This window comes from Actinacidiphila sp. bgisy144 (assembly GCF_057708105.1).
The window spans coordinates 132,192-150,717 of record NZ_JBYIRM010000007.1 but is presented as its reverse complement, the minus strand read 5'-3'; the positions used below and the strand labels follow the sequence as shown (position 1 = coordinate 150,717).

Here is an 18,526-nt window from a genome sequence, read left to right as displayed (position 1 = left end):
GCACCCCGGCCCGCGCCGGGTCGGCCGGGCGCAACAGGTGCGCGGGCACCGCCGCGGCGGACGGGACGGGGCCGGCGCCCCTGGCGGCGGGGGTCAACGGTCCGAGTGCCAGGTCGGGCCGCCCGCCTCGGCGACCTGCGCGAGGGTGCGGCCGGTCCGCGTGCTGCGGGCCAGGTGCGGGTCGGGGGTGCCGCGGCGCCGGGCGCGGCGCACGTCCTCCTCCGCCGCCCTGACCAGCAACCACGCCTCGCCCTTGGCGTGCCCGCTGTCGTCCTCGGTGCCGGGCTCGCCGGACCGGAAGCGGGTCAGCGACCAGCGGCCGCGCAGCTTTCCGCCGACCAGCCGGAAGGAGGCGTGGCCGCGGGCCAGCGCCTCGGCGAAGGGGATCTCGCGGCCGGACCGGTCGGTGCTGGCGTTGCGGTAGCCGCCCGCGTCCCAGACGATCACGGTCCCGCCGCCGTACTCGCCCGCCTCGATGACCCCCTCGAAGTCGCGGTACTCCATGGGGTGGTCCTCCGTCGGCACCGCGAGCCGCTTGTCCCGCGGGTCGGTCGAGGGCCCCTTGGGCACCGCCCACGACTTGAGCACGCCGTCGACCTCCAGCCGGAAGTCGAAGTGGGTGCGGGTCGCGTCATGGATCTGCACGACGTAGGCGGGGCCGCCGCCCGCGGGAGTGCCGCCGCCGCGCGGCTCGGCCGTACGGGCGAAGTCGCGCTTGCGGCGATAGGTGGCGAGGCGGTCGCGGCGGCGGTCGCCGCGGGTAGCCCGGCGGTCGGTGGTCACGGCGCCTCCTCGCGGGTGCGGCTCGGTGCTGCCTTCCTGTCGGCTGACCACTCGTACGGCGGACAAACCTCGCCTTGACATGGGTAGACCTGTCTGTCTAGTCTCAGAACAAGCTACTAGACAGGTCTGTTCAGTTCCCCGAGGGATTCACAAGGGAGAAGCCATGTCCGTCCCCCCGGCCAGTGAGGCAGCCACCCGGAGGAGGAGTGCGCCGACGCCTGCGGCGCCGGGTGCCGCGCCAGGTGCGGCGGCCGGCGGTGGGCGGCATCTCGGACCCACCGCCGCGCTGGTCCTGCTCGCGTCGATCATCATCTCGCTGCTCGCCGCCTCCAGCGCCCCCACCCCGCTCTATGCGGTGTACCAAGGCGAGTGGGGCTTCTCGCCGATCACCACCACCGTCGTCTTCGGCGTCTACGCGGTCGCGGTGCTGGTGTCCCTGCTGATCTTCGGAAAGATCTCCGACCACATAGGGCGCAAGCCCGTGCTGTTCGTCGCGCTCGCCGCGCAGGCGGTCGCCATGGTGGTGTTCGCCACCGCGGGCGGGGTCGGCGTGCTGATGGCGGGCCGGGTGGTCCAGGGCGTCGCGACGGGTGCCGCGCTCGGCGCGATAGGCGCCGGTCTGCTCGACATCGACCGGATCAAGGGCTCGGTCGCCAACTCCTTCGCGCCCCCGATCGGGACCGCGGTCGGCGCGCTGGCCTCCGGGCTGGTGGTGCGGTTCCTGCCCGCGCCCACCCACCTCGTCTACTACCTGCTGCTCGGCATCTTCGCGCTCCAGGCGCTGGGCGTGGCGGCGCTCCGGGAGCCGGTGACCCGCAAGCACGGCGCGCTGTCCAGCATGGTGCCGGAGATCAAGCTGCCGCGCTCCGCGCGCAGTGCGATCGCCGTCGCCGCGCCCGTGCTCTTCGCGGTCTGGTCGCTCGCGGGCTTCTACGGCTCGCTCGGCCCGGCGATCACCAGCCGCCTGGTGCACTCCGACTCGGTGGTCTACGGCGGGCTGGGGCTGTTCGTGCTGGCCGGGGCCGCCGCCCTGTCCGTGCCGCTGCTGCGGGAGACCGCGAGCCGCACCGTGATGGTGGCCGGCGTGATCGCGCTGATCGTCGGGGTGGCCGTGACCGTGCTGTCCATAGGCTCGGGCGGGGGCGGCGCCGGTGCGGTGACCGGCTTCTTCGTGGGCAGCGCGGTGGCCGGGTTCGGCTTCGGCGCCGGGTTCCAGGGCGGTATCCGCCTGGTCGTCCCGCTGGTGGAGCCGCACGAACGGGCCGGGGTGCTCTCGCTGCTGTATGTGGTCTCCTACCTCGGCATGGGGGTGCCCGCGGTGATCGCCGGTGTGCTGGTGGTCCATGGCGGCGGTCTGCTCGACACCGTCCGGGAGTACGGCGCCGCGGTGATCGTGCTGGCCGCGGCGGCGCTCGCCGCCCTGCTGCTCGGCCGCCGCACTCCCCAGGCGGTCCGCGAGAGCTGACCCGGCGCGCCGGGCCGAATACCCGGCCGTCGGACCGTTCCTCCGGTACGGTGCCGCGATAGACTAGACAGGGTTGTCTGAGAGGTGATCGGGATGGTGCAGAAGGCCGTGCCGGAAGGACCGGCGAAGGAGTCCAGGCCGACGAGGACCTCCGCCCGCGAACGCCTGCTCTTGGCGGCCAACGAGCTGTTCTACGCGGAAGGCGTGCAGTCGGTCGGCATCGACCGCGTCATCGAGCACGCCGGGGTGGCCAAGGCGTCCCTGTACAACTGCTTCGGCAGCAAGGAGAGCCTGGTCCGGGCCTACCTGGACTACCGGCGGGAGCGCAGCGTCGACCGGATCACCCGGGTCCTGACCCGGTTCCGCACCCCGCGGGAGCGGCTGCTCGGCATGTTCGACGCGCAGGGCGAGTTGATCACCTCCCCGGGGTACAACGGCTGCGCGTTCGCCGCGGCCAGTGCCGAAGCGCCGCGCGGCGGCTCCGTGGAGAAGGCGACGGACGAGTACCGCGCCTGGATGCGGGGCCTGTTCGCCGAACTCGCCGCGGAGGCGGGGGTCGCCGACCCCCAGGGCCTCGCCCGTCAGCTGCACCTCCTCTACGACGGCGCCACCCTCAGCTCCCAGCTGGACCGGGACCCCACGGCCGCGTCCGTCGCCCGCGAGGCGGCCGCCGTGCTGGTGGACGCCGCGCCCAAGGTGGCGCCCGCGGACAGCGAGGCGGCGACTCCGGTATCGGATGCCGCGGCCGCCGCGAATATCGCAAAACTTGCGATCGATGCGGATTTGGGGCGTGTTCGACCCGGGACCCCTGGGTAGGCAGTCCAAAGGACCGCCAATGCGGGCAAACCGTCACGGCGTCGGGTGGCCACAAAGCCGCCAGGAGTTTTACGCTGAGTAAGGATGCGGCAGCTTCGGGATGGAGAACCGAAGGACATCCGGCGTCAGAAGCGACTGCACATGCGAAAGGGAGGTGGCTTAGATGGCCACCGATTCGACTCATTCGCCGACGTCTCCGTCGACGCGCTCCACCATGGAGGACCACCCGGACATCAGGTCCCTGCGGGACCAGTACGCGGTGGTGGGGAACAAGCCGATGGCCGGTGTCATCGAGGGCCTGTGCCTGCTCACCGGCCTGTATCTGGCCATCTCGCCCTGGGTGGTGGGCTTCACGGGCCTCACCAGCCTGCGGGTCACCAACCTCGTGGTGGGCATCGCCCTGGCCGTGCTGGCCATGGGGTACGGCTCGGTTCTGGAGCGGACCCACGGACTCGGCTGGGTCGCGATCGCGATCGGCGTGTGGACGATCATCGCCCCGTGGGTGGTGTCGGGTAACGCCGATATCCACAAGACGATCTGGAACAACGCGGTAGTTGGTGGTGTTGCGTGCCTGCTTGGTCTGGCCACCATGGGCATGGGCCTGATGAAGCGAAGGGTCCGTACCTGACCGGTGCCCGCTCGTAAGAGCGGTCGGCAAGAAAAGCCAGTAGCGCACCGGAGAGAAAAGCGCGGGCGACTCCTCCCTTTCGATCGGAGGGGCCGCCCACGTGTGTGTCCGGGGCCCGTTGTTCGGGGCCACTTGTTCGGGGCCAGTTGTCCGGGGGAGCTGTGCGGGGGTCAGTCCAGGCCGTGCTGACGGGCGTAGCGGGTGGCGGCCGCGCGGTCGCGGGAGCCGGTCTTGGCGAAGATCCGGTTGATGTGGGTCTTCACGGTGTTGCCGCTGAGGAAGAGGTCGCGGGCGATCTCGGCGTTGTTCCGGCCGCGGGCGATCAGCGTCAGGATCTCGGCCTCGCGCCGGGTCAGCCCGTCCGGGAGCGCGCCGCGCCGCGCCGGCTCCCCGTCGGGGTCCGCCTCGGGCGCCGTACCGGAGTCCGGCGCGGCGTTCGGGCCGGTCGCGGCCAGCAGGGTGGCCTGCACCTGGGGGTGCAGCACCGTCAGCCCGGCGGTGGCGCTGCGCAGCGTCTGCGCGATGTGCAGCCGGTCCGCGTCCTTGGTGAGGTAGCTGCGCGCGCCGGCGCGCAGCGTCTCCAGCACCGACCGGTCGTCGGCGTAGGTGGTGAGCACCACGATCGCCACGTCCGGGTGGTCCGCGGTGAGCCGGCGGGTGGTCTCGATGCCGTCCATCACCGGCATGTGCAGGTCCAGCAGGATCGCGTCCGGCCGCTGCTCGGCGACCACCTCCAGCGCCTGCCGCCCGTCGGCCGCCGACCCGACCACGTCGATGCCCGGCAGCAGGTCCAGCATCAGCACCAGCCCTTCGCGGACGGCGGCCTGGTCGTCCGCGACCACCACGCGCAGCGCGGGCTCACCGGCCGCGGCACCGGCCGCGGGAGGAGCGCCGGTCATGCCGTGGCCCGCGCGTGTCGTGGCACGCGCGCGGTGACCTGCCAGCGGCCGTCCACCGGGCCCGCGGTGAGGGTGCCGTCGAGCAGCAGCAGCCGCTCGCGCATCCCGGTCAGGCCGTAGCCGCCGTCCACCGTGGTGAAGCCGGTGCCGCCCGGCCCGGCCGGTGCGGCAGCGTCCCGCGGCGGGTCGTCCGGGGGCGGGGCGCCGCGGCCGAGCGGGTTGGTGAGGGTCAGCGTCACGTCCTGGTCCCCATAGCGCAGATCGACGGTCACGGGCCGGTGCGGCGCGTGCTTGGCGGCGTTGGTCAGCGACTCCTGTGCAGTGCGTACCAAGGCCAGCGCCTGGTCCGGCGGCAGCGCTGTCGCGCCGCCGGCCACGGTCAGCGTCACCGTACTCCCGTGCCGCTGCTCGTGGGTGGCGGCCATCCGCGCCAGTTCGTCGGCGAGCGGCGGGGTGTCGGTGCGCAGCGCGTGCACGGCGCGGCGGGTCTCGGTCAGCCCGTCGGAGGCGATCCGCTGCGCGGTGGTCAGCACCTCGACCGCCCGCTCGGTGTCCTGGTGGTCGGTCAGCAGGGCGCGGGCGGCCTGGATCTGGATGCCGAGGGCGCCGAGCGAGTGGGCGAGCACATCGTGGATCTCGCGGGCGATCCGGGTGCGCTCGTCGAGCACGGCGACCCGGCGCTGTTCGGCGCGCAGCCGTTCGGCCTGGGCGAGCAGCGCCTTGTTCTGTTCGGCCCGGACCCGGTAGGCGCGGCGGTTGAAGCCCGAGAGCAGGCCCACGGCGAGCAGCAGCGGGATGCCCTGGGCGGCCTTCGGGTCGGCGGCGCTGAAGAGCAGGCCCACCTCGGCGGCGAGCACCGCCGAGGCGAAGACGCACCAGCCCTCGAAGTGCCGGATGCCGGTGGCCGCGTCGATGACGGCGATCATGGCGACGCCCACCAGCGTGGTCGCGCCCGGCTGGACCGCCACCGCGGTCGAGATCGACACGGCCAGCGACTGGACGACGGTGCGCCGCACAGTGTGCTCGTCACGGGTGAGCAGCAGGGCCCAGAGGGTGAGCGCCCCGGACAGCAGGTAGCCGGCCACGACGGAGGGGTGTTCCACCGGGCCGTAGGTGTGGTGGGTGAACAGGTCGACACCGAACAGGACGTAGGCGCTCGCGCGGATCAGCCAGGTCGCGGAGGTCAGCACATCGGCACGATAGTCGGCCGGGTCGTGGCCGGGCCCCGGCCGGACCCCGACCCGGCCCTGTGCGGCGGGCGCGGGGCCGGTAGTACGGGCATCGGCCCGGGAGCAGGGCTGCGGGTCGTCGGGCTGCGGGTCGGGCTCGGTGGCGGGTCCGGTCGTCGGCATGGTCGTGGCGGTGGTCGCGGGTGCGGCCGTCACAGGAAACGCCGTGCGGCCCGGCGGCCGACCCGGCTCCGGCGGTCGTCGCGGTGTCCCAGGCCGCCGTGGTCGGGGGCGCCGTACCGGCCGCCGTAGCCCGGGCCGTACGCTGGGCCGTGCCCCTGGCCGTAACCCTCGTCGTAGCCGTGACCGTACCCGTGGTCGTACGCCTGGTCGGACCCCTGGCCGTACCGGTCGTCCTGCCGTTCGTACGGCGCCCGCGGCCGGTGCGGGGCGGCGTCGTCGTGGCCGGTGAGGCGGGCGCCGAGGTCGGAGAGCCGGCCGGCGAGGAAGACGGAGCCGTCCTTCTCGCGGGCGAAGGGGATGCCCGCGGTCAGGGCGCGGCGGGTGATGATCGCGGCCTGGCCGAGCCGGTTGACGCCCAGCAGCAGGACGACCGGCGCGGTGGAGGCGGCGACGTGGGCGCCCAGCGCGCTCGCCAGGAGCGTCATGACCAGCCGGGAGGCGACCAGCGCGGCCCACAGCAGCAGGCCGCGGACCGGCATCCGCCCCCACAGGCCGCCCTCGCGGTTCTCCAGCCGCATCATCGCGCCCTGGCCGGCGCCGATCGCCGCCGCGATCAGACCGCCGACGACCAGGCACGCGATGTCGGCCGCGTGCACAGGGTGGCTGCCGCTGTCGAGCCGGGTCAGGCCGACGACCACGAGGATCGCGGGCAGCAGCAGGACCCGCTTGCCGCGCAGCGACTCGCCGAGGAGCTGGCGGCCGATCACGTAGGCCACGATCGCGATCACGGCCAGTACCTCGAGCACGGGAAGCTCCTCCGGTGGGTGTCGGCGGCCCGGTCGGGCCCGTCGGCGGCGACGTTACGGAGCGGGGCGGGCGCGGGCGTCACACCGCGGGGTGAGGCGCGGGGTGATCCCGGGGGTGAGGGCGCGGGGTGACCGCGCGGCGGGCGGGCGGCGCCGGTCACCCCGGATCTCGCCCCGCGCTACGGCGCGGTCGTACCGGTGCGGGGGCGAGTCTGTGGGCGCCGCGTACGCCACGGCCGGCCCCAGGTCCGGCCTCGATGACAGGAATCCGCTCATGTCCACGCTCACCCAGGCCATGGTGATCAACGCCGCCGTCCTCTTCGCCGTGCTGGAGGCGGACCTCGGGCCGCACCGCAAGGTCGGCGCCTTCCGTATCCTGCGGCCGCTGCTGATGGCGGCCGCGATCGTGCCGCTGTTCGTCGAGTCGCCCGCCACCCGCGGGTACGGGCTGGGGGTGGAGGTGGTCGCGGTGGTCGTCGGGGCGGCGTGCGGGCTGTGCGCGGCGGGCCTGACCCAGGTCTACCGCAGCCCCCGCACCGGGCGGCCGGTCAGCCGTACCGGATGGGCGTACGCGGCGCTGTGGGTGGTGGTGATCGGCGCCCGCGCGGCCTTCTCGTACGGCTCGGAGCACTGGTTCTCCGCGCAGCTCGGGCACTGGATGCTGGCGCACCGGGTCACCGCCGACGCGCTCACCGACGCGCTGCTGCTGATGGCGGTGGCGATGACGCTGACCCGTACGCTCACCCTCGCCGCGCAGGCCGCGGCCGTACGGCGGCAGGGCCGGGGCGCGGGACCGGCGGCGCTGGCCTCCGCCTGATCCGCGCCGGTCCGCGCCGGTCCGGGACGGTCCGGGACGGTCATGGACGGGTCACTCCGGCGCACCGCCCGGGGTGCCCCGCAGGGCGGAGGCGGTGGCGGCGAGCAGCGACATGCCCGCCGCGGTCGCGAAGACGATCACCAGGCCGTGGTGGAAGGGCGCGGAGATCAGGTGCGGGAAGAACTCCTTGCCGGTGAGCACGTCGCGGTTCTTCGCGGGCAGGGCCGCCAGTGTCCCGGAGGGCTTCAGCAGCGTCTCTACGGGGTTCACCCCGAGGAACGCGGAGAAGACCGTGGAGACCGGCGGGAGCGTCGCCGCCTGGTGGGCGACGTCCGCGGGCACGCCCTGGGCGCGCAGCCCGGCCTGGAGCGTGTGCGGCAGCCGGTCGGCGAGCCCGACGATCAGCAGGGAGAAGAAGACGCCGATCGACAGCGAGGTGCCGGAGTTCTGGAAGGTGGAGCGCATCCCGGAGGCCGCGCCGCGGTGCGAGGCGGGCACGCTCGACATGATCGCCGAGGTGTTGGGCGCGGAGAACATCCCCGAGCCCATCCCGTTGAGCAGGATGAGCAGCGCGAACGCCCAGTAGGGGAAGTCGATCGGCAGCAGGAGCAGCCCGACGAAGCTGGAACCGAACAGCACCAGCCCGCCGGTGGTGAACCAGCGCACCCCGAACCGGTCGGAGAGGGTTCCCGACACCGGGCCGGCCAGCAGGAATCCGGCGGTCAGCGGCAGCAGGAAGATGCCGGCCCACAGCGGGGCGTCCTCGAAGGCGTAGCCGTGCAGCGGCAGCCAGATGCCCTGCAACCAGATGATCAGCATGAACTGGAGGCCGCCGCGGGCGACGGAGGCGAGCAGCGCCGCGGCGTTCCCGGCGGCGAAGTGCCGGTCGCGGAAGAGCCCGAGGTGGAACATCGGCTGCGCGACCCTGGTCTCGATGAGCGCGAACGCCAGGAGCAGCACACCGCCGCCGATCAGCCCGGTGAGCACCTTGGGGCTGCTCCAGCCCATGGTGTGGCCGCGGTAGGGCTGGATGCCGTAGGTGATGGAGACCAGGACCAGCCCGCAGCCCGCAGCGAAGGTGAGGTTGCCCCACCAGTCGATGCGGGCCGGGTTGCGGGTGGAGATCTCGCGCAGCGAGCGGTAGGCCCAGATGCTGCCGAAGATCCCGACGGGGACGTTCACCCAGAACACCGCGCGCCAGTCCCACGCCGACAGCAGCCCGCCGAGCACGAGCCCGATGAACTGCCCGGACAGCGCGGAGATCTGGTTGATGCCCAGGGCCATGCCGCGCTGGCGGGCCGGGAAGGCGTCGGTGAGGATCGCTGCGGAGTTCGCCATCAGCATCGCGCCGCCCAGCGCCTGGACGATCCGCCAGCCGATCAGCCACAGTGCGCCGTGCGTGCCGCGCGCGGGGTCGAAGGAGAGCGCGACGGAGGCGAGGGTGAAGACGACGAAGCCGAGGTTGTAGATCCGCACCCGGCCGACGATGTCGCCGAGCCGTCCGAGGCTCACCACGAGCACCGCGGTGACGAGCAGGTAGCCCATGATCATCCACAGCAGGTAGCTGATGTTGCCCGCCGCGAAGGGGTCGAGGTGGATGCCGCGGAAGATCGCGGGCATCGAGATGATGACGATCGACGCGTCGACCATCGCCATGAACATCCCGAGGCTGGTGTTGGACAGCGCCACCCACTTGTAGCGGTCGGGGCGGGCACCGGGGCCGGGCGGCGGCTGCTGTTCGGACACGTCGGATGGTCCTCTCCCTGGGTTCCCGCGATGCTCCTGTGTCGATTGTCGTCACGCCGATGGCGTTGTGCCACGGGGACGTAACAGGCGCTGACTTGGGCGGATGAGCCGTGCCAAGGTCATCTTGTCAGCAGGGCGGGCACCTCGTGAGGGGCTCGGGCCGCCCGCACCGCCACCGCTTCCGGTGGGGGAAGCGCCGAAGTGAAAGAGGGACACCATGCGTATCCGGACTGCTCGTTGGGGACTGTCGGCCGCCGTACTCGTCGTCGCGGGGCTCGCGCTGACCGCGTGCGGACCCGAGGACGCCACCGACGCCGCCTCCACCGGCACCCCGGCCGCCACGAGCACCGCGCAGGCCGGTCAGCCCGCCGCCTCCACGTCGTCCGACAACGGCAAGGGCTCGTCCTCGGGTTCGCAGTCCGGCGCCGCCAAGCAGTCCGGGGTGAAGTGCACCGACCAGATCAACTACGCGGGCGACCCGCGGTCCAACGCCGAGATCAACAGCATCGGTGAGGAGACCGGCACCTGCCCGGCCGTCGAGTCCTCGGACTCCTCCGGCTCCTCCAGCTCCTCCGGCGGCAGCGACGACGGCCAGCAGAGCACGCTGGTCGGCAAGATGAGCTACCTCGCGCCCGGCAAGCTGATCGTCAAGCCGGACAACGGCGGCACCGACCAGGCGTTCATGATCTCCAACGCCACCACGATCCTCGGCGCGGCCGCCATCTGCGGCGCCGACGACGGCAACGTGACCATGGACAGCAACGGTTACGGCACCACGAAGTGCACCATCGACCAGCTGGAGACCGCCGCGAAGACCGGTGCCGTCACCGTCCGCGTCACCCTGGACTCCTCGCTGGCCGCCGCGGTGACCATCGCCGAGAAGTACCACCCGTAAGCAGCACCGGCGAGTCGCGCGCGCGGGCCGGCCGGCCCGCCCGGCGCCGGGCCGTGTCCGCGAAGCCCCGTACCTGAGACGGGACTTGGCGGACACGGCCTACGTCGTTGCGGCGTCGAGGGCGGCCAGGCCGCGCAGCACCGCCGCCTCCTCCGCGCTCAGGCGGTGCGCCCGGGCCAGGTCCAGCGCCTCCTGCCAGCAGGCGCGGGCCGCCGCGCGGTCGCCGCGCGCCAGGTGGGCGCGGCCCAGCACCTCCAGGACGTCCGCCGCGGTGGCGCGGTCGCCCAGCCGGTCGAGCAGCGCCAGTGTCTCGGTGAGCGCGTCGACCGCCTCAGCCGGGCGGCCCCGCGCGAGCTTGGCCTCGGCGAGGCTGGTGAGGGTGCGGGAGATGCTGGTCAGCGAGCCGCGGGCGCGCCAGGCGGCCAGCGCCTCGCGGTAGCACTCCTCGGCGGCCACCGGGTCGCCGGCGAACAGGTGGGTGTCGCCGAGGTTGCCCAGCACCGTGGCCACCCGGTCGACCGCCCCCAGCGAGCGGTGCAGGGCGAGCGAGCGGCGGCCGTGCTCCAGCGCGAGGCCGTACTCGCCCGTACTGCGGTACAGGGCGGTGAGGTTGGTGAGGATCGCGGCGACGCCGTGCAGGTCGCCGGACGCCTCGAAGCGGCTGCGGGCGGCGAGCAGGTGCGTAAGGCTCGGCCCGTACCGCTCGGCCATGCCGTGCGCGACGCCGAGCCGGCTGTGCATCCAGGCCAGCCCGAGCGCGTCGCCGCGCGCGGTGACGCAGGCCATCGCCTCCTCCAGGCAGGCGGTCCACTCGCCGTTCCACCAGTACGCCTGCGCGTAGCCGAACAGTCCGGCCGCAGTGCGCCAGGCCACGTCGGACCAGCCGTTGGCGACCGCGACGGTCAGCGCCGCCTTGATCGCGGGCAGTTCGCGGACACACCAGTGCAGCGCGTCCTCGTCGCCCGCGAACCCGACGGGCGGCAGGGGCGGTTGCTCGTCGAGCGGCGGCAACGGGTGGCCCTCGGGCGCGAGTACGGCCAGCGCGGACGCGACGGTGGCGGCGTACCAGACGGTGACGCGGCGCAGCGCGGACCGGCGCTGCCCGGCGGTGAGTTCGGCGCGCCCGCACTCCGCGGCGAACTCGCCGACCAGGTCGTGGAAGCGGTACCGGCCCGGCCGGGGCGCCTGGAGCAGGTGGGCGTCGACGAGCGCTTCGAGGACGTCGTCGGCCGCGTCCGCGGAGCCCAGCCCGAGCAGCGCGGCCGCGGCCGGTGCGTCCAGGCCGTCGCCCGGCCACAGCCCCAGGGTCCGGAACGCCTCCGCCGCCGCCCGGTCCGCGGACGCCGGGCTGTCCCGCATCGCCACGTAGCTCATCGCGAAGGTGTCCCGGACCGCGAGGCCGCCGGTGGACAGGGCACGCAGCCGGGCGCCGTCCGGGCCGTCGAGGCGCGCGGCGAGCGCGCTCAGCGGCCAGTGCGGGCGGGCCGCCATCCGCGCACCGGCGATGCGCAGCGCCAGCGGCAGCCCGCCGCAGGCGGCCAGCACCCCTGCGGCGGCCTCGGGTTCGGCCGCCACCCGCCGGCTGCCGCACAGCGAGACCAGCAACTCCCGCTGCTCGCCCGCGGACAGCGGCTCCAGCGTCAGCCGGGTGGCGCCGGGCAGTTCGCCCAGGGCGCGCCGGCTGGTGATGACCACCGCGACGTCGCCGCCGCCCGGCAGCAGCGGCGTCACCTGGGCCGCGTCGCCGGCGTTGTCCAGCATCAGCAGCACCCGCCGCCCGTGCAGCGCGTCGCGCCACAGCACCGCCCGGTCGTCCGGGTCCGCGGGCAGCGGCTGCCCGTCGGCGCCGAGGTCGCCGAGGAAGCGGGCCAGCAGGTCGGCGGGGTCGCGGGCGTCACCGGCGCCGAAGCCGCGCAGGTCCGCGTAGAGCCGGCCGTCGGGGAACTCCGCCCGCAGCAGGTGCGCGGCGCGGACGGCGAGCGCGGTCTTTCCCACCCCGCCCATGCCGGAGACCACTGCGATCCGGGGCCCGCGCCTTTCCGGGCCGCCGCGCAACGCGGCCAGCAGTACGTCGAGTTCGGCCGCGCGCCCGGTGAAGTCGGGTGTGTCGGCGGGGAGTTGCGACGGTGACCCGGCCCCCGTGCCGGTCCCTGCCCCTGCCCCTGCCCCTGCCCCAGCCCCGGCCCCGGCCCCCGCCTGGGCCCCCGTCCCGGCCGCCGCCGTATCCGTGCCCGGTGCCGCTTCCGCGGCTGAGTGGGCCGTCACCTCGGCGCCGCCCGTACCGCCCGCGCCGCCGGCCGCAGTCTCCTTCGGGTCCGCGGGCGCGGTCAGGATCTCCTGGTAGGCGGTGCGCAGCGCGATGTCGGGCTCGACGCCCAACTCCTCGACCAGGGTGCGGCGCAGCCGGTGGTAGACGGCCAGCGCCTCCGCCTGGCGGTGGGTGCGGTGCAGCGCCAGCATGAGCTGGCGGTGGAAGGTCTCGCGCATCGGGTGCGCCGCGGCCAGGCCCGCCAGTTCCGCGGCCAGGCCCTGGTGCCGGCCGAGCGCCAGCTCCGCGTCGAACCGCCACTCCAGGGTGAGCAGCCGCGCCTCGGTCAGATGGGCGGCCAGCGCCCGCAGCGCGTCGGAGCGCAGCGGTACGTCCGACAGCGGGTCGCCGCGCCACAGCGCCAGTGCGGCCCGGCACTCGTGGAGCACCGCGGTCCAGTCGGCGGCGCGGTGCGCGCCGCGGGCGGCCGCGTGGTGGCCGAGGAAGGTCCACACGTCGAACTCGCCGTCGGCGACGTCCAGGACGTAGCCGGACGGGGCGGCCCGCAGCCGGGAGCCGTCGCGGCCGTCCTCGTGCAGCACCCGGCGCAGCCGGGCGACGTGGTTGTGGAGGGACGCGGTGGCGGTGGCGGGCGGGGCGTCGCCCCACAGCGCGGACTTCAGCTGGTGCAGCGGCACCGCGCGGCCGGGCGCGGCCAGCAGCGCGGCGAGCAGGGCCCGGACCTTCGCCGAGCCGATCGTCGGGGGAGCGCTGCCGGGGCTCCCCCCGGGTATGTGGCCGCGGCGCCCGCCGGGTACGTCGCCGGGGCGCCCGCGGGGTATACCGCCGGGTCTGTCGCCGTCCGGGTCGTCGTCGGTGACGACCGTGACCGTGCCGAGCAGGCCGAACCGCATCCGTGGACCTCCCAGGCCGGATCACTCGCCCGCGGCCCGCCGCTCGCTTCCGGACGGGGCCGGTGGGGACGAAGCGTTAGCCGCATGTTAGCGGGCGGTTGGCGGGCGTCCCCATGATGAAGCCGTCGGGTCCGGCCGCCGCGGGTGCGTGCGGAAGCCCACCTTCCGCGGTACGGGGGCAACCGGTGCCGCGGCCGGACCCACACACCGCCCGCCCCTCCCGGCCGCCGCTCCCACCCAGGTGCGGGCATGGCGTTGCCGGGCCGCGGGCCCGCCCGCTGCCAGACTCGGGCCATGCGTAAATTCTCGCTGGACGCACAGGTGCGCGAACACCTCCGCCAGGCCGCGGCCGCCTCCAACGGACGCAGCGCGCAGACCGTCTACGGCGGCCACGAGCAGGCACTGCGCCAGACGCTCATCGCGCTGACCGCGCAGACCGTGCTCTCCGACCACGAGAACCCGGGTGAGGCGACCCTGCTGGTGCTGCGCGGCCGGGTCCGGCTCACCTGCGGGGAGGACGCCTGGGAGGCGATGGCCGGGGACCTGCTGGTGATGCCGCACGATCGGCACGGCGTGGAGGCGCTGGAGGACAGCGCGGTGCTCCTGACGGTCACGAAGCGGCGCTGAAACCTCCGCAACGGTGGCTTTTGTCACGCGGACCGGGGGCATTGCGGAAACCCGCCGCCCGGCCGCGTACGGGCATTCCCGCGCAGGTCACGGCGGGGGTGGCGGCACCGCACCCGGGTGTCCGGAAGGCGGGAAAAGGGTGGCTGGGTCTTCCCGTTCACGAGCTTTTTGCGCATGCTTTGAGTACCCGGGTGTCCGTCCGTAGGGCTGACCGGGTGACAATGCGACACTAGAGAGCTGTGAGTCGGCCATAACGAAACGAGGATCATCCCATGTTGCGAAACGGGTTGGAGCCGTGGCACCTGATCGTGGTGGCGATCGTCGTCATCGTGCTGTTCGGTTCGAAGAAGCTTCCTGAGGCCGCCCGCGGTCTCGGCAAGTCGATGCGCATCCTGAAGTCCGAGGCGAAGGCGATGAAGACCGACGACGGCGGCTCCGCCGGCGGCGCGCCCACCGCCTCCACCACCCCGGCGCCCGAGGCGATCACGCCCAGCGACGTGGTGACGGCCAACCAGGCCCAGACGCAGGAGCCCGCGACCGGCTCGGTGAAGTAGCACCGGCGGCCGGCCACCGGCCCCGACCACCGACCCCGCCCATCGGCGCCGCGGTCGCGCGCGCCCATCGACAGGCCCCCCGCTTCCGGGACCCGGCAGTCTTGGTACGTTCAGGACGTCCGGGTGCGGGAAGCGAACGAGGGGGCCTGTGGTGTCGTCGGGGGCGGGTACGGGGGCTGGGCACGCGGGGGGCCGGGAACGCGCGGGCAGAACCGGCCGCGGCGCGGACGGCGGAGCCGGCACCGGTGCCGTACCTCCCGAGTTCATCGCGGGATTCCCCGAGACGCTGGCCGAGATATCCCGCAGCTGCCGCACCCTCACCCGCGCCGAGCGCGAGAGCCGCCGGGTGCTGGGCGAGCACGCCGCCGACTCCGGGTTCGGGCTGCGCGAGCTGACCGCCGTCCACCTCGCCGAGGCCCGGCGGGCCTGGCCGCAGCTGCCGGGGGTGGCCGGCGCGCGGGACGCCGGCGAGCTGCGCCGGGTCGGCAGCGCGGTGCTCGCCGCGCTGGAGACCGGGATCGCCGCCCTCGCCGAGGGCCACGCCCGGGCCCAGCGGCACGCGGTGCGCCGTGCCGCGGCGGCTCGCCGCACCTTCATCGACGACCTGCTGTACGGCCGTACGGACCCCGGGCGCATCGCCGAGCAGGCCGAGGAGTTCGGGCTGCGGCTCGCCGACCGCCATGTGGTGGGGGTCGCCGCGGCGCCCGCCGGCGAGGACTACCACGAGACGCACCCGCTGCTGCACCGCGTCGAACGCGAGCTGGCCGGGCGCTTCGGCGACCACGACCTGCTGGTCGCCGCGAAGGACGGCCGGATCGTGTGCGTCGCCCCCACCGGGCAGCAGCCCGCCTTCGACGCCTTCGTCAAGCTCGCCGCCTCCTCCGGGCGGGTCGCCGTCAGCCGCCCGCACAGCGGTGCCGCCGGGGTGGTCCGCTCGTACGAGGAAGCGCTCAGCGCGCTCGACCTCGCGGACCGGCTCGGGCTCACCGGGCCCGTCCTCAGCTCGGCCGACCTGCTCGTCTTCCCCGTCCTCATGCGGGACCGGGCGGCCATGTCCGACCTCGTCCGCACGGTGCTCGGGCCGCTCGTCCACGCGCGCGGCGGCGCCCAGCCCCTGGTCGACACCATCTCCGCGTACGCCGCCGCCGGCTACGTCAACGCGGAGGCCGCGCGCCGGCTCGACCTCAGCGTCCGCGCCCTGTCCTACCGGCTCGAACGGATCGCCTCCCTCACCGGCTTCGACCCCGACGACGCGCTCCAGCGCTACACCCTGGAGACCGCCGCCCTCGGCGCCCGCCTCCTCAACTGGCCCACCCGCCCCCTCTGACCCCCGCCGACGGGGTCCTGCCCCTTGCGGCCCGTCCTCGGAGTGCCGGTCCCCTGTGGCGTGCCGCGCAGTTCCCCGCGCCCCTGCCCATGTGCAGCTGCTCCGCAGCGCACACCACCCACCCGCAGAGGACGGCTACCGCCAGGGGCAGCCAGCCCCCCAGGGGCGCGCCAAGCCACAATGCAGCCGCAGACAACATCGCACCCCGAGGGGCAGCCCCCCAGGGGCGCGGGGAACTGCGCGCCAAGCCACAATGCAGCCGCAGACAACATCGCACCCCGAGGGGCACCCCCCAGGGGCGCGGGGAACTGCGCGACAAGCCACTACGCACCCGCGGACGACATCGCACCCCGAGGGGCAGGAACTACTCCCCGCACCCCGCCGCATCCTCCGCCTGCGCGGCAGCGCACTCCGTGCGCAACCCCGCACTGATCGCGCGCCCGATGTCGCGCAGAACATCGAGCTGCTCGGGCGTGAGCACGTCGAAAAGATGCTCCCGCACCGCCGTGACATGCCCGGGCGCGGCAGCCGCAAGCGCCTCGAACCCCGCGGCCGTGAGCTCGCAGACCCACCCCCGCCGATCCCCGTCGGCGGGCCGCCGCCGCACCCACCCGTTCTTCTCCAGCGCGGACACCGCATGGGAGAGCCGGCTGCGCGAGGAGAGCGACGCCTCCGCCAGCTCACTCATCCGCAGGCACCGCCCGTCCGCGTCGGACAGCCGCACGAGGATCTCGTAGTACGCCATGGGCATCCCCGAGTCCCGCCGCAGCTGACGGTCGACGTAGGCGTTGAACTCCACGCTCGACGTCATGTAGGCCCGCCAGATCTCCTGCTCCTCGTCGGTCAGCCAGCGCACGTCGTCCATGTCCCCAGCATACGGGTGGTTGAACTCTCAATACCAGCGAGGTAGTGTGTGTGAAAGCTCAACGAAACGACTTGCTGATCTCCGTACCATTCCGAGGAGCCCTCCCCATGAGCACGCAGACCGAAGTGATCGACGGTTACGTCGCCGGCACCTGGAAGATCGACACCGTGCACTCGGACGTGTCGTTCTACGTCCGCCACCTCGGCGTCTCGAAGGTCCGCGGCCACTTCGCGGCCTTCGAGGGCACCATCGTGACCGCCGAGGACCCGCTGGAGTCCACCGTCAACGCCGTGATCAAGACGGAGTCGGTGAGCACCAACAACGAGGGCCGCGACGCCCACGTGCGCGGCGCGGACTTCCTCGACGTCGAGCAGTTCCCCGAGCTGACCTTCTCCTCCACCGGCATCCGCGCCAAGTCCGCGGAGGTCTTCGAGGTCGACGGCGACCTGACCCTGCACGGCGTGACCAAGCCCGTCACCCTCGCCCTGGAGCTGAACGGCTTCGGCACCAGCTTCGACGGCAGCGCGATCGCCGGCTTCTCGGCCGCCACCGAGATCAGCCGCGGTGAGTTCGGCGTGACCGGCGGCGCGGCCGGTGCCGCGGTCGGCGACAAGATCCGCATCGCCCTGGAGATCGAGGCCGCGAAGGTCGACGCCTGAGCTTCCCGATCTCCGCTGCCTGACCGGGGCACGCCCGCCCCACCCCGCGTACGACGGCCGTCGCAGGTGCCTGACCGGTGCCTGCGGCGGCCGCCCGCGTTTCGGTTGCAGGCGGACCCGGACATCTCGGTGGCGCCAACTCTGCCGGGATGCGGAAATGCCGTACCCGCCCGGACACTGCCACGATCTGTCCCGGCAGGACCGACCGGCAAGGCGGTACGGCAAGGGGGAGGCGCATCCGGCATGGGGGAGTTCGTCGATGTGTGCCTCGGCTTTCCGACGGTCCTGTTCGGGGGGGCGCTGGTGGTCGTGGTGGGCTTCTGGGGTCTGGTGCTGGTCGGCGCGGCCGACTCGCACGGCCCGGGGCACCACGACGCCGCCGGCGGGCACTCCATGGAGTACGGGGGTTCCCATGGAGCAGCCCCCGCCGGCGGCCACGGCGTCGTGGGACACGACGCGGGCCCGTACGGCGGGGGCTCGTACGGTGCGGGCGCGGACGGCCACCCGGGCGTATCCGCGCCCGGCCACCCGGACGCTCACCCGCACGGCCACCCGGGCGCCGACGGTTCCCACGGCGAACACCCCGGCGGCTCGGGCCTGCTGGCCGCCGCCGGACTCGACGGCGTACCCGTCACCGTGGTGTTCTCCCTGCTCGTCGCGCTCGGCTGGTTCCTGAGCCTGGCCGGCTCGGCCGCGCTGGACGGCGCCGGGCTGCACGGCCCCGGCCGCGCCGCCGCCGACCTCGCCCTGGTCGCCGCCGCCCTGTTCGGCGCGTGGCTGGGCACTTGGGTGCTGGTCCGCCCGCTGCGCCGCCTCTACCCGCACGAACGGCCGCCCTCCCGGGGCGACTTCGTCGGCCTGGTCTGCGTGGTGCGCACCGGCACCGTCACCGACCGGTTCGGCCAGGCGGAGGTGACCGCGCCCGACGGCTCCACCGCGATCGTTCAGGTCCGGCGCCCCGACGGCGACACCGGCGGCCCGCTGTCGGCCGGCCGTACCGCGCTGCTCTACGACTACGACCCGCAGGGCGAGTTCTTCTGGGCCGCGCCCTACGCGGACCCCGCGGCCGGACCGCCGCCACCGGGCGCCCGCGCGCTGCCCTGACCTCGGCGCCACCCAATCCCC

General features: G+C 74.1%; 17 protein-coding genes. 10 read left to right on the top strand and 7 right to left on the bottom strand.

What is annotated here, in order from left to right:
* Positions 1–93: 93 nt before the first annotated feature.
* Positions 94–783 carry a DNA polymerase ligase N-terminal domain-containing protein gene (locus AC3EVP_RS10945; protein ID WP_435128555.1) on the bottom strand — a complete coding sequence of 230 codons (690 nt, stop codon included), beginning with the start codon at positions 781–783 and terminating at the stop codon, positions 94–96.
* 163 nt (positions 784–946) lie between these two features.
* Between AC3EVP_RS10945 and AC3EVP_RS10940 the strand changes: the two genes are divergently transcribed.
* From AC3EVP_RS10940 to AC3EVP_RS10930, 3 genes are all read left to right on the top strand, one after another.
* Positions 947–2,248 (top strand): MFS transporter, encoded by a 1,302-nt coding sequence (locus AC3EVP_RS10940; protein ID WP_435128552.1) that lies wholly within the window; start codon positions 947–949, stop codon positions 2,246–2,248.
* Between the two features lie 93 nt (positions 2,249–2,341).
* Positions 2,342–3,064 carry a TetR/AcrR family transcriptional regulator gene (locus tag AC3EVP_RS10935; protein WP_435128549.1) on the top strand — a complete coding sequence of 241 codons (723 nt, stop codon included), beginning with the start codon at positions 2,342–2,344 and terminating at the stop codon, positions 3,062–3,064.
* A gap of 214 nt (positions 3,065–3,278) precedes the next feature.
* On the top strand, positions 3,279–3,692 hold the full coding sequence (locus tag AC3EVP_RS10930; RefSeq protein ID WP_435128546.1) for an SPW repeat protein: 414 nt from the start codon (positions 3,279–3,281) through the stop codon (positions 3,690–3,692).
* A gap of 170 nt (positions 3,693–3,862) precedes the next feature.
* On the opposite strand, the gene AC3EVP_RS10925 is transcribed toward AC3EVP_RS10930, so the two are convergent.
* The 3 genes from AC3EVP_RS10925 to AC3EVP_RS10915 are packed head-to-tail and all read right to left on the bottom strand — an operon-like array spanning position 3,863 to position 6,749.
* The gene (locus AC3EVP_RS10925; protein WP_435128543.1) at positions 3,863–4,591 is read right to left on the bottom strand and encodes a response regulator; all 729 of its coding nucleotides are present in this window, start codon (positions 4,589–4,591) and stop codon (positions 3,863–3,865) included.
* Positions 4,588–5,976: a sensor histidine kinase gene (locus AC3EVP_RS10920; RefSeq protein ID WP_435128540.1), complete on the bottom strand. Its 1,389-nt coding sequence runs from the start codon at positions 5,974–5,976 to the stop codon at positions 4,588–4,590. Before AC3EVP_RS10920 ends, AC3EVP_RS10925 begins: the two co-directional genes overlap by 4 nt.
* A complete protein-coding gene (locus tag AC3EVP_RS10915; RefSeq protein ID WP_435128537.1) occupies positions 5,973–6,749 on the bottom strand; it encodes a hypothetical protein in 777 nt (258 codons plus the stop codon). The genes AC3EVP_RS10920 and AC3EVP_RS10915 overlap by 4 nt, the downstream gene beginning before the upstream one ends.
* 274 nt (positions 6,750–7,023) lie before the next feature.
* Here AC3EVP_RS10915 and AC3EVP_RS10910 point away from each other — a divergent pair, with 274 nt between their 5' ends.
* Positions 7,024–7,566: a hypothetical protein gene (locus AC3EVP_RS10910; protein ID WP_435128534.1), complete on the top strand. Its 543-nt coding sequence runs from the start codon at positions 7,024–7,026 to the stop codon at positions 7,564–7,566.
* A gap of 51 nt (positions 7,567–7,617) precedes the next feature.
* Here AC3EVP_RS10910 and AC3EVP_RS10905 read toward each other — a convergent pair whose 3' ends face one another.
* A complete protein-coding gene (locus AC3EVP_RS10905; RefSeq protein ID WP_435128531.1) occupies positions 7,618–9,312 on the bottom strand; it encodes an MFS transporter in 1,695 nt (564 codons plus the stop codon).
* 217 nt (positions 9,313–9,529) lie between these two features.
* On the opposite strand from AC3EVP_RS10905, the gene AC3EVP_RS10900 reads away from it, so the two are divergent.
* Positions 9,530–10,207, top strand: a complete 678-nt coding sequence (locus AC3EVP_RS10900) for a hypothetical protein (RefSeq protein WP_335970585.1) — start codon at positions 9,530–9,532, stop codon at positions 10,205–10,207.
* Between the two features lie 99 nt (positions 10,208–10,306).
* Here the strand turns inward: AC3EVP_RS10900 and AC3EVP_RS10895 are convergent, their stop codons facing one another.
* Positions 10,307–13,369, bottom strand: coding sequence for an AfsR/SARP family transcriptional regulator (locus tag AC3EVP_RS10895; protein ID WP_435128527.1), 3,063 nt, complete (start codon positions 13,367–13,369; stop codon positions 10,307–10,309).
* A gap of 294 nt (positions 13,370–13,663) precedes the next feature.
* Here AC3EVP_RS10895 and AC3EVP_RS10890 point away from each other — a divergent pair, with 294 nt between their 5' ends.
* From AC3EVP_RS10890 to AC3EVP_RS10880, 3 genes are all read left to right on the top strand, one after another.
* On the top strand, positions 13,664–13,996 hold the full coding sequence (locus AC3EVP_RS10890) for a cupin domain-containing protein (protein ID WP_335970588.1): 333 nt from the start codon (positions 13,664–13,666) through the stop codon (positions 13,994–13,996).
* Between the two features lie 272 nt (positions 13,997–14,268).
* Entirely contained in the window at positions 14,269–14,550 is a 282-nt protein-coding gene (gene tatA, locus AC3EVP_RS10885) for a Sec-independent protein translocase subunit TatA (protein WP_335970590.1), read from the top strand.
* Positions 14,551–14,815: 265 nt separating this feature from the next.
* A complete protein-coding gene (locus AC3EVP_RS10880) occupies positions 14,816–15,877 on the top strand; it encodes a PucR family transcriptional regulator (protein ID WP_435128880.1) in 1,062 nt (353 codons plus the stop codon).
* Between the two features lie 364 nt (positions 15,878–16,241).
* Here the strand turns inward: AC3EVP_RS10880 and AC3EVP_RS10875 are convergent, their stop codons facing one another.
* Positions 16,242–16,742 (bottom strand): MarR family winged helix-turn-helix transcriptional regulator, encoded by a 501-nt coding sequence (locus AC3EVP_RS10875; protein ID WP_435128522.1) that lies wholly within the window; start codon positions 16,740–16,742, stop codon positions 16,242–16,244.
* 107 nt (positions 16,743–16,849) lie between these two features.
* On the opposite strand from AC3EVP_RS10875, the gene AC3EVP_RS10870 reads away from it, so the two are divergent.
* Both AC3EVP_RS10870 and AC3EVP_RS10865 read left to right on the top strand, forming a co-directional pair.
* Positions 16,850–17,401, top strand: a complete 552-nt coding sequence (locus tag AC3EVP_RS10870; RefSeq protein ID WP_335970593.1) for a YceI family protein — start codon at positions 16,850–16,852, stop codon at positions 17,399–17,401.
* Between the two features lie 243 nt (positions 17,402–17,644).
* Positions 17,645–18,505 (top strand): hypothetical protein, encoded by an 861-nt coding sequence (locus AC3EVP_RS10865; protein ID WP_435128519.1) that lies wholly within the window; start codon positions 17,645–17,647, stop codon positions 18,503–18,505.
* Positions 18,506–18,526 lie beyond the last annotated feature (21 nt).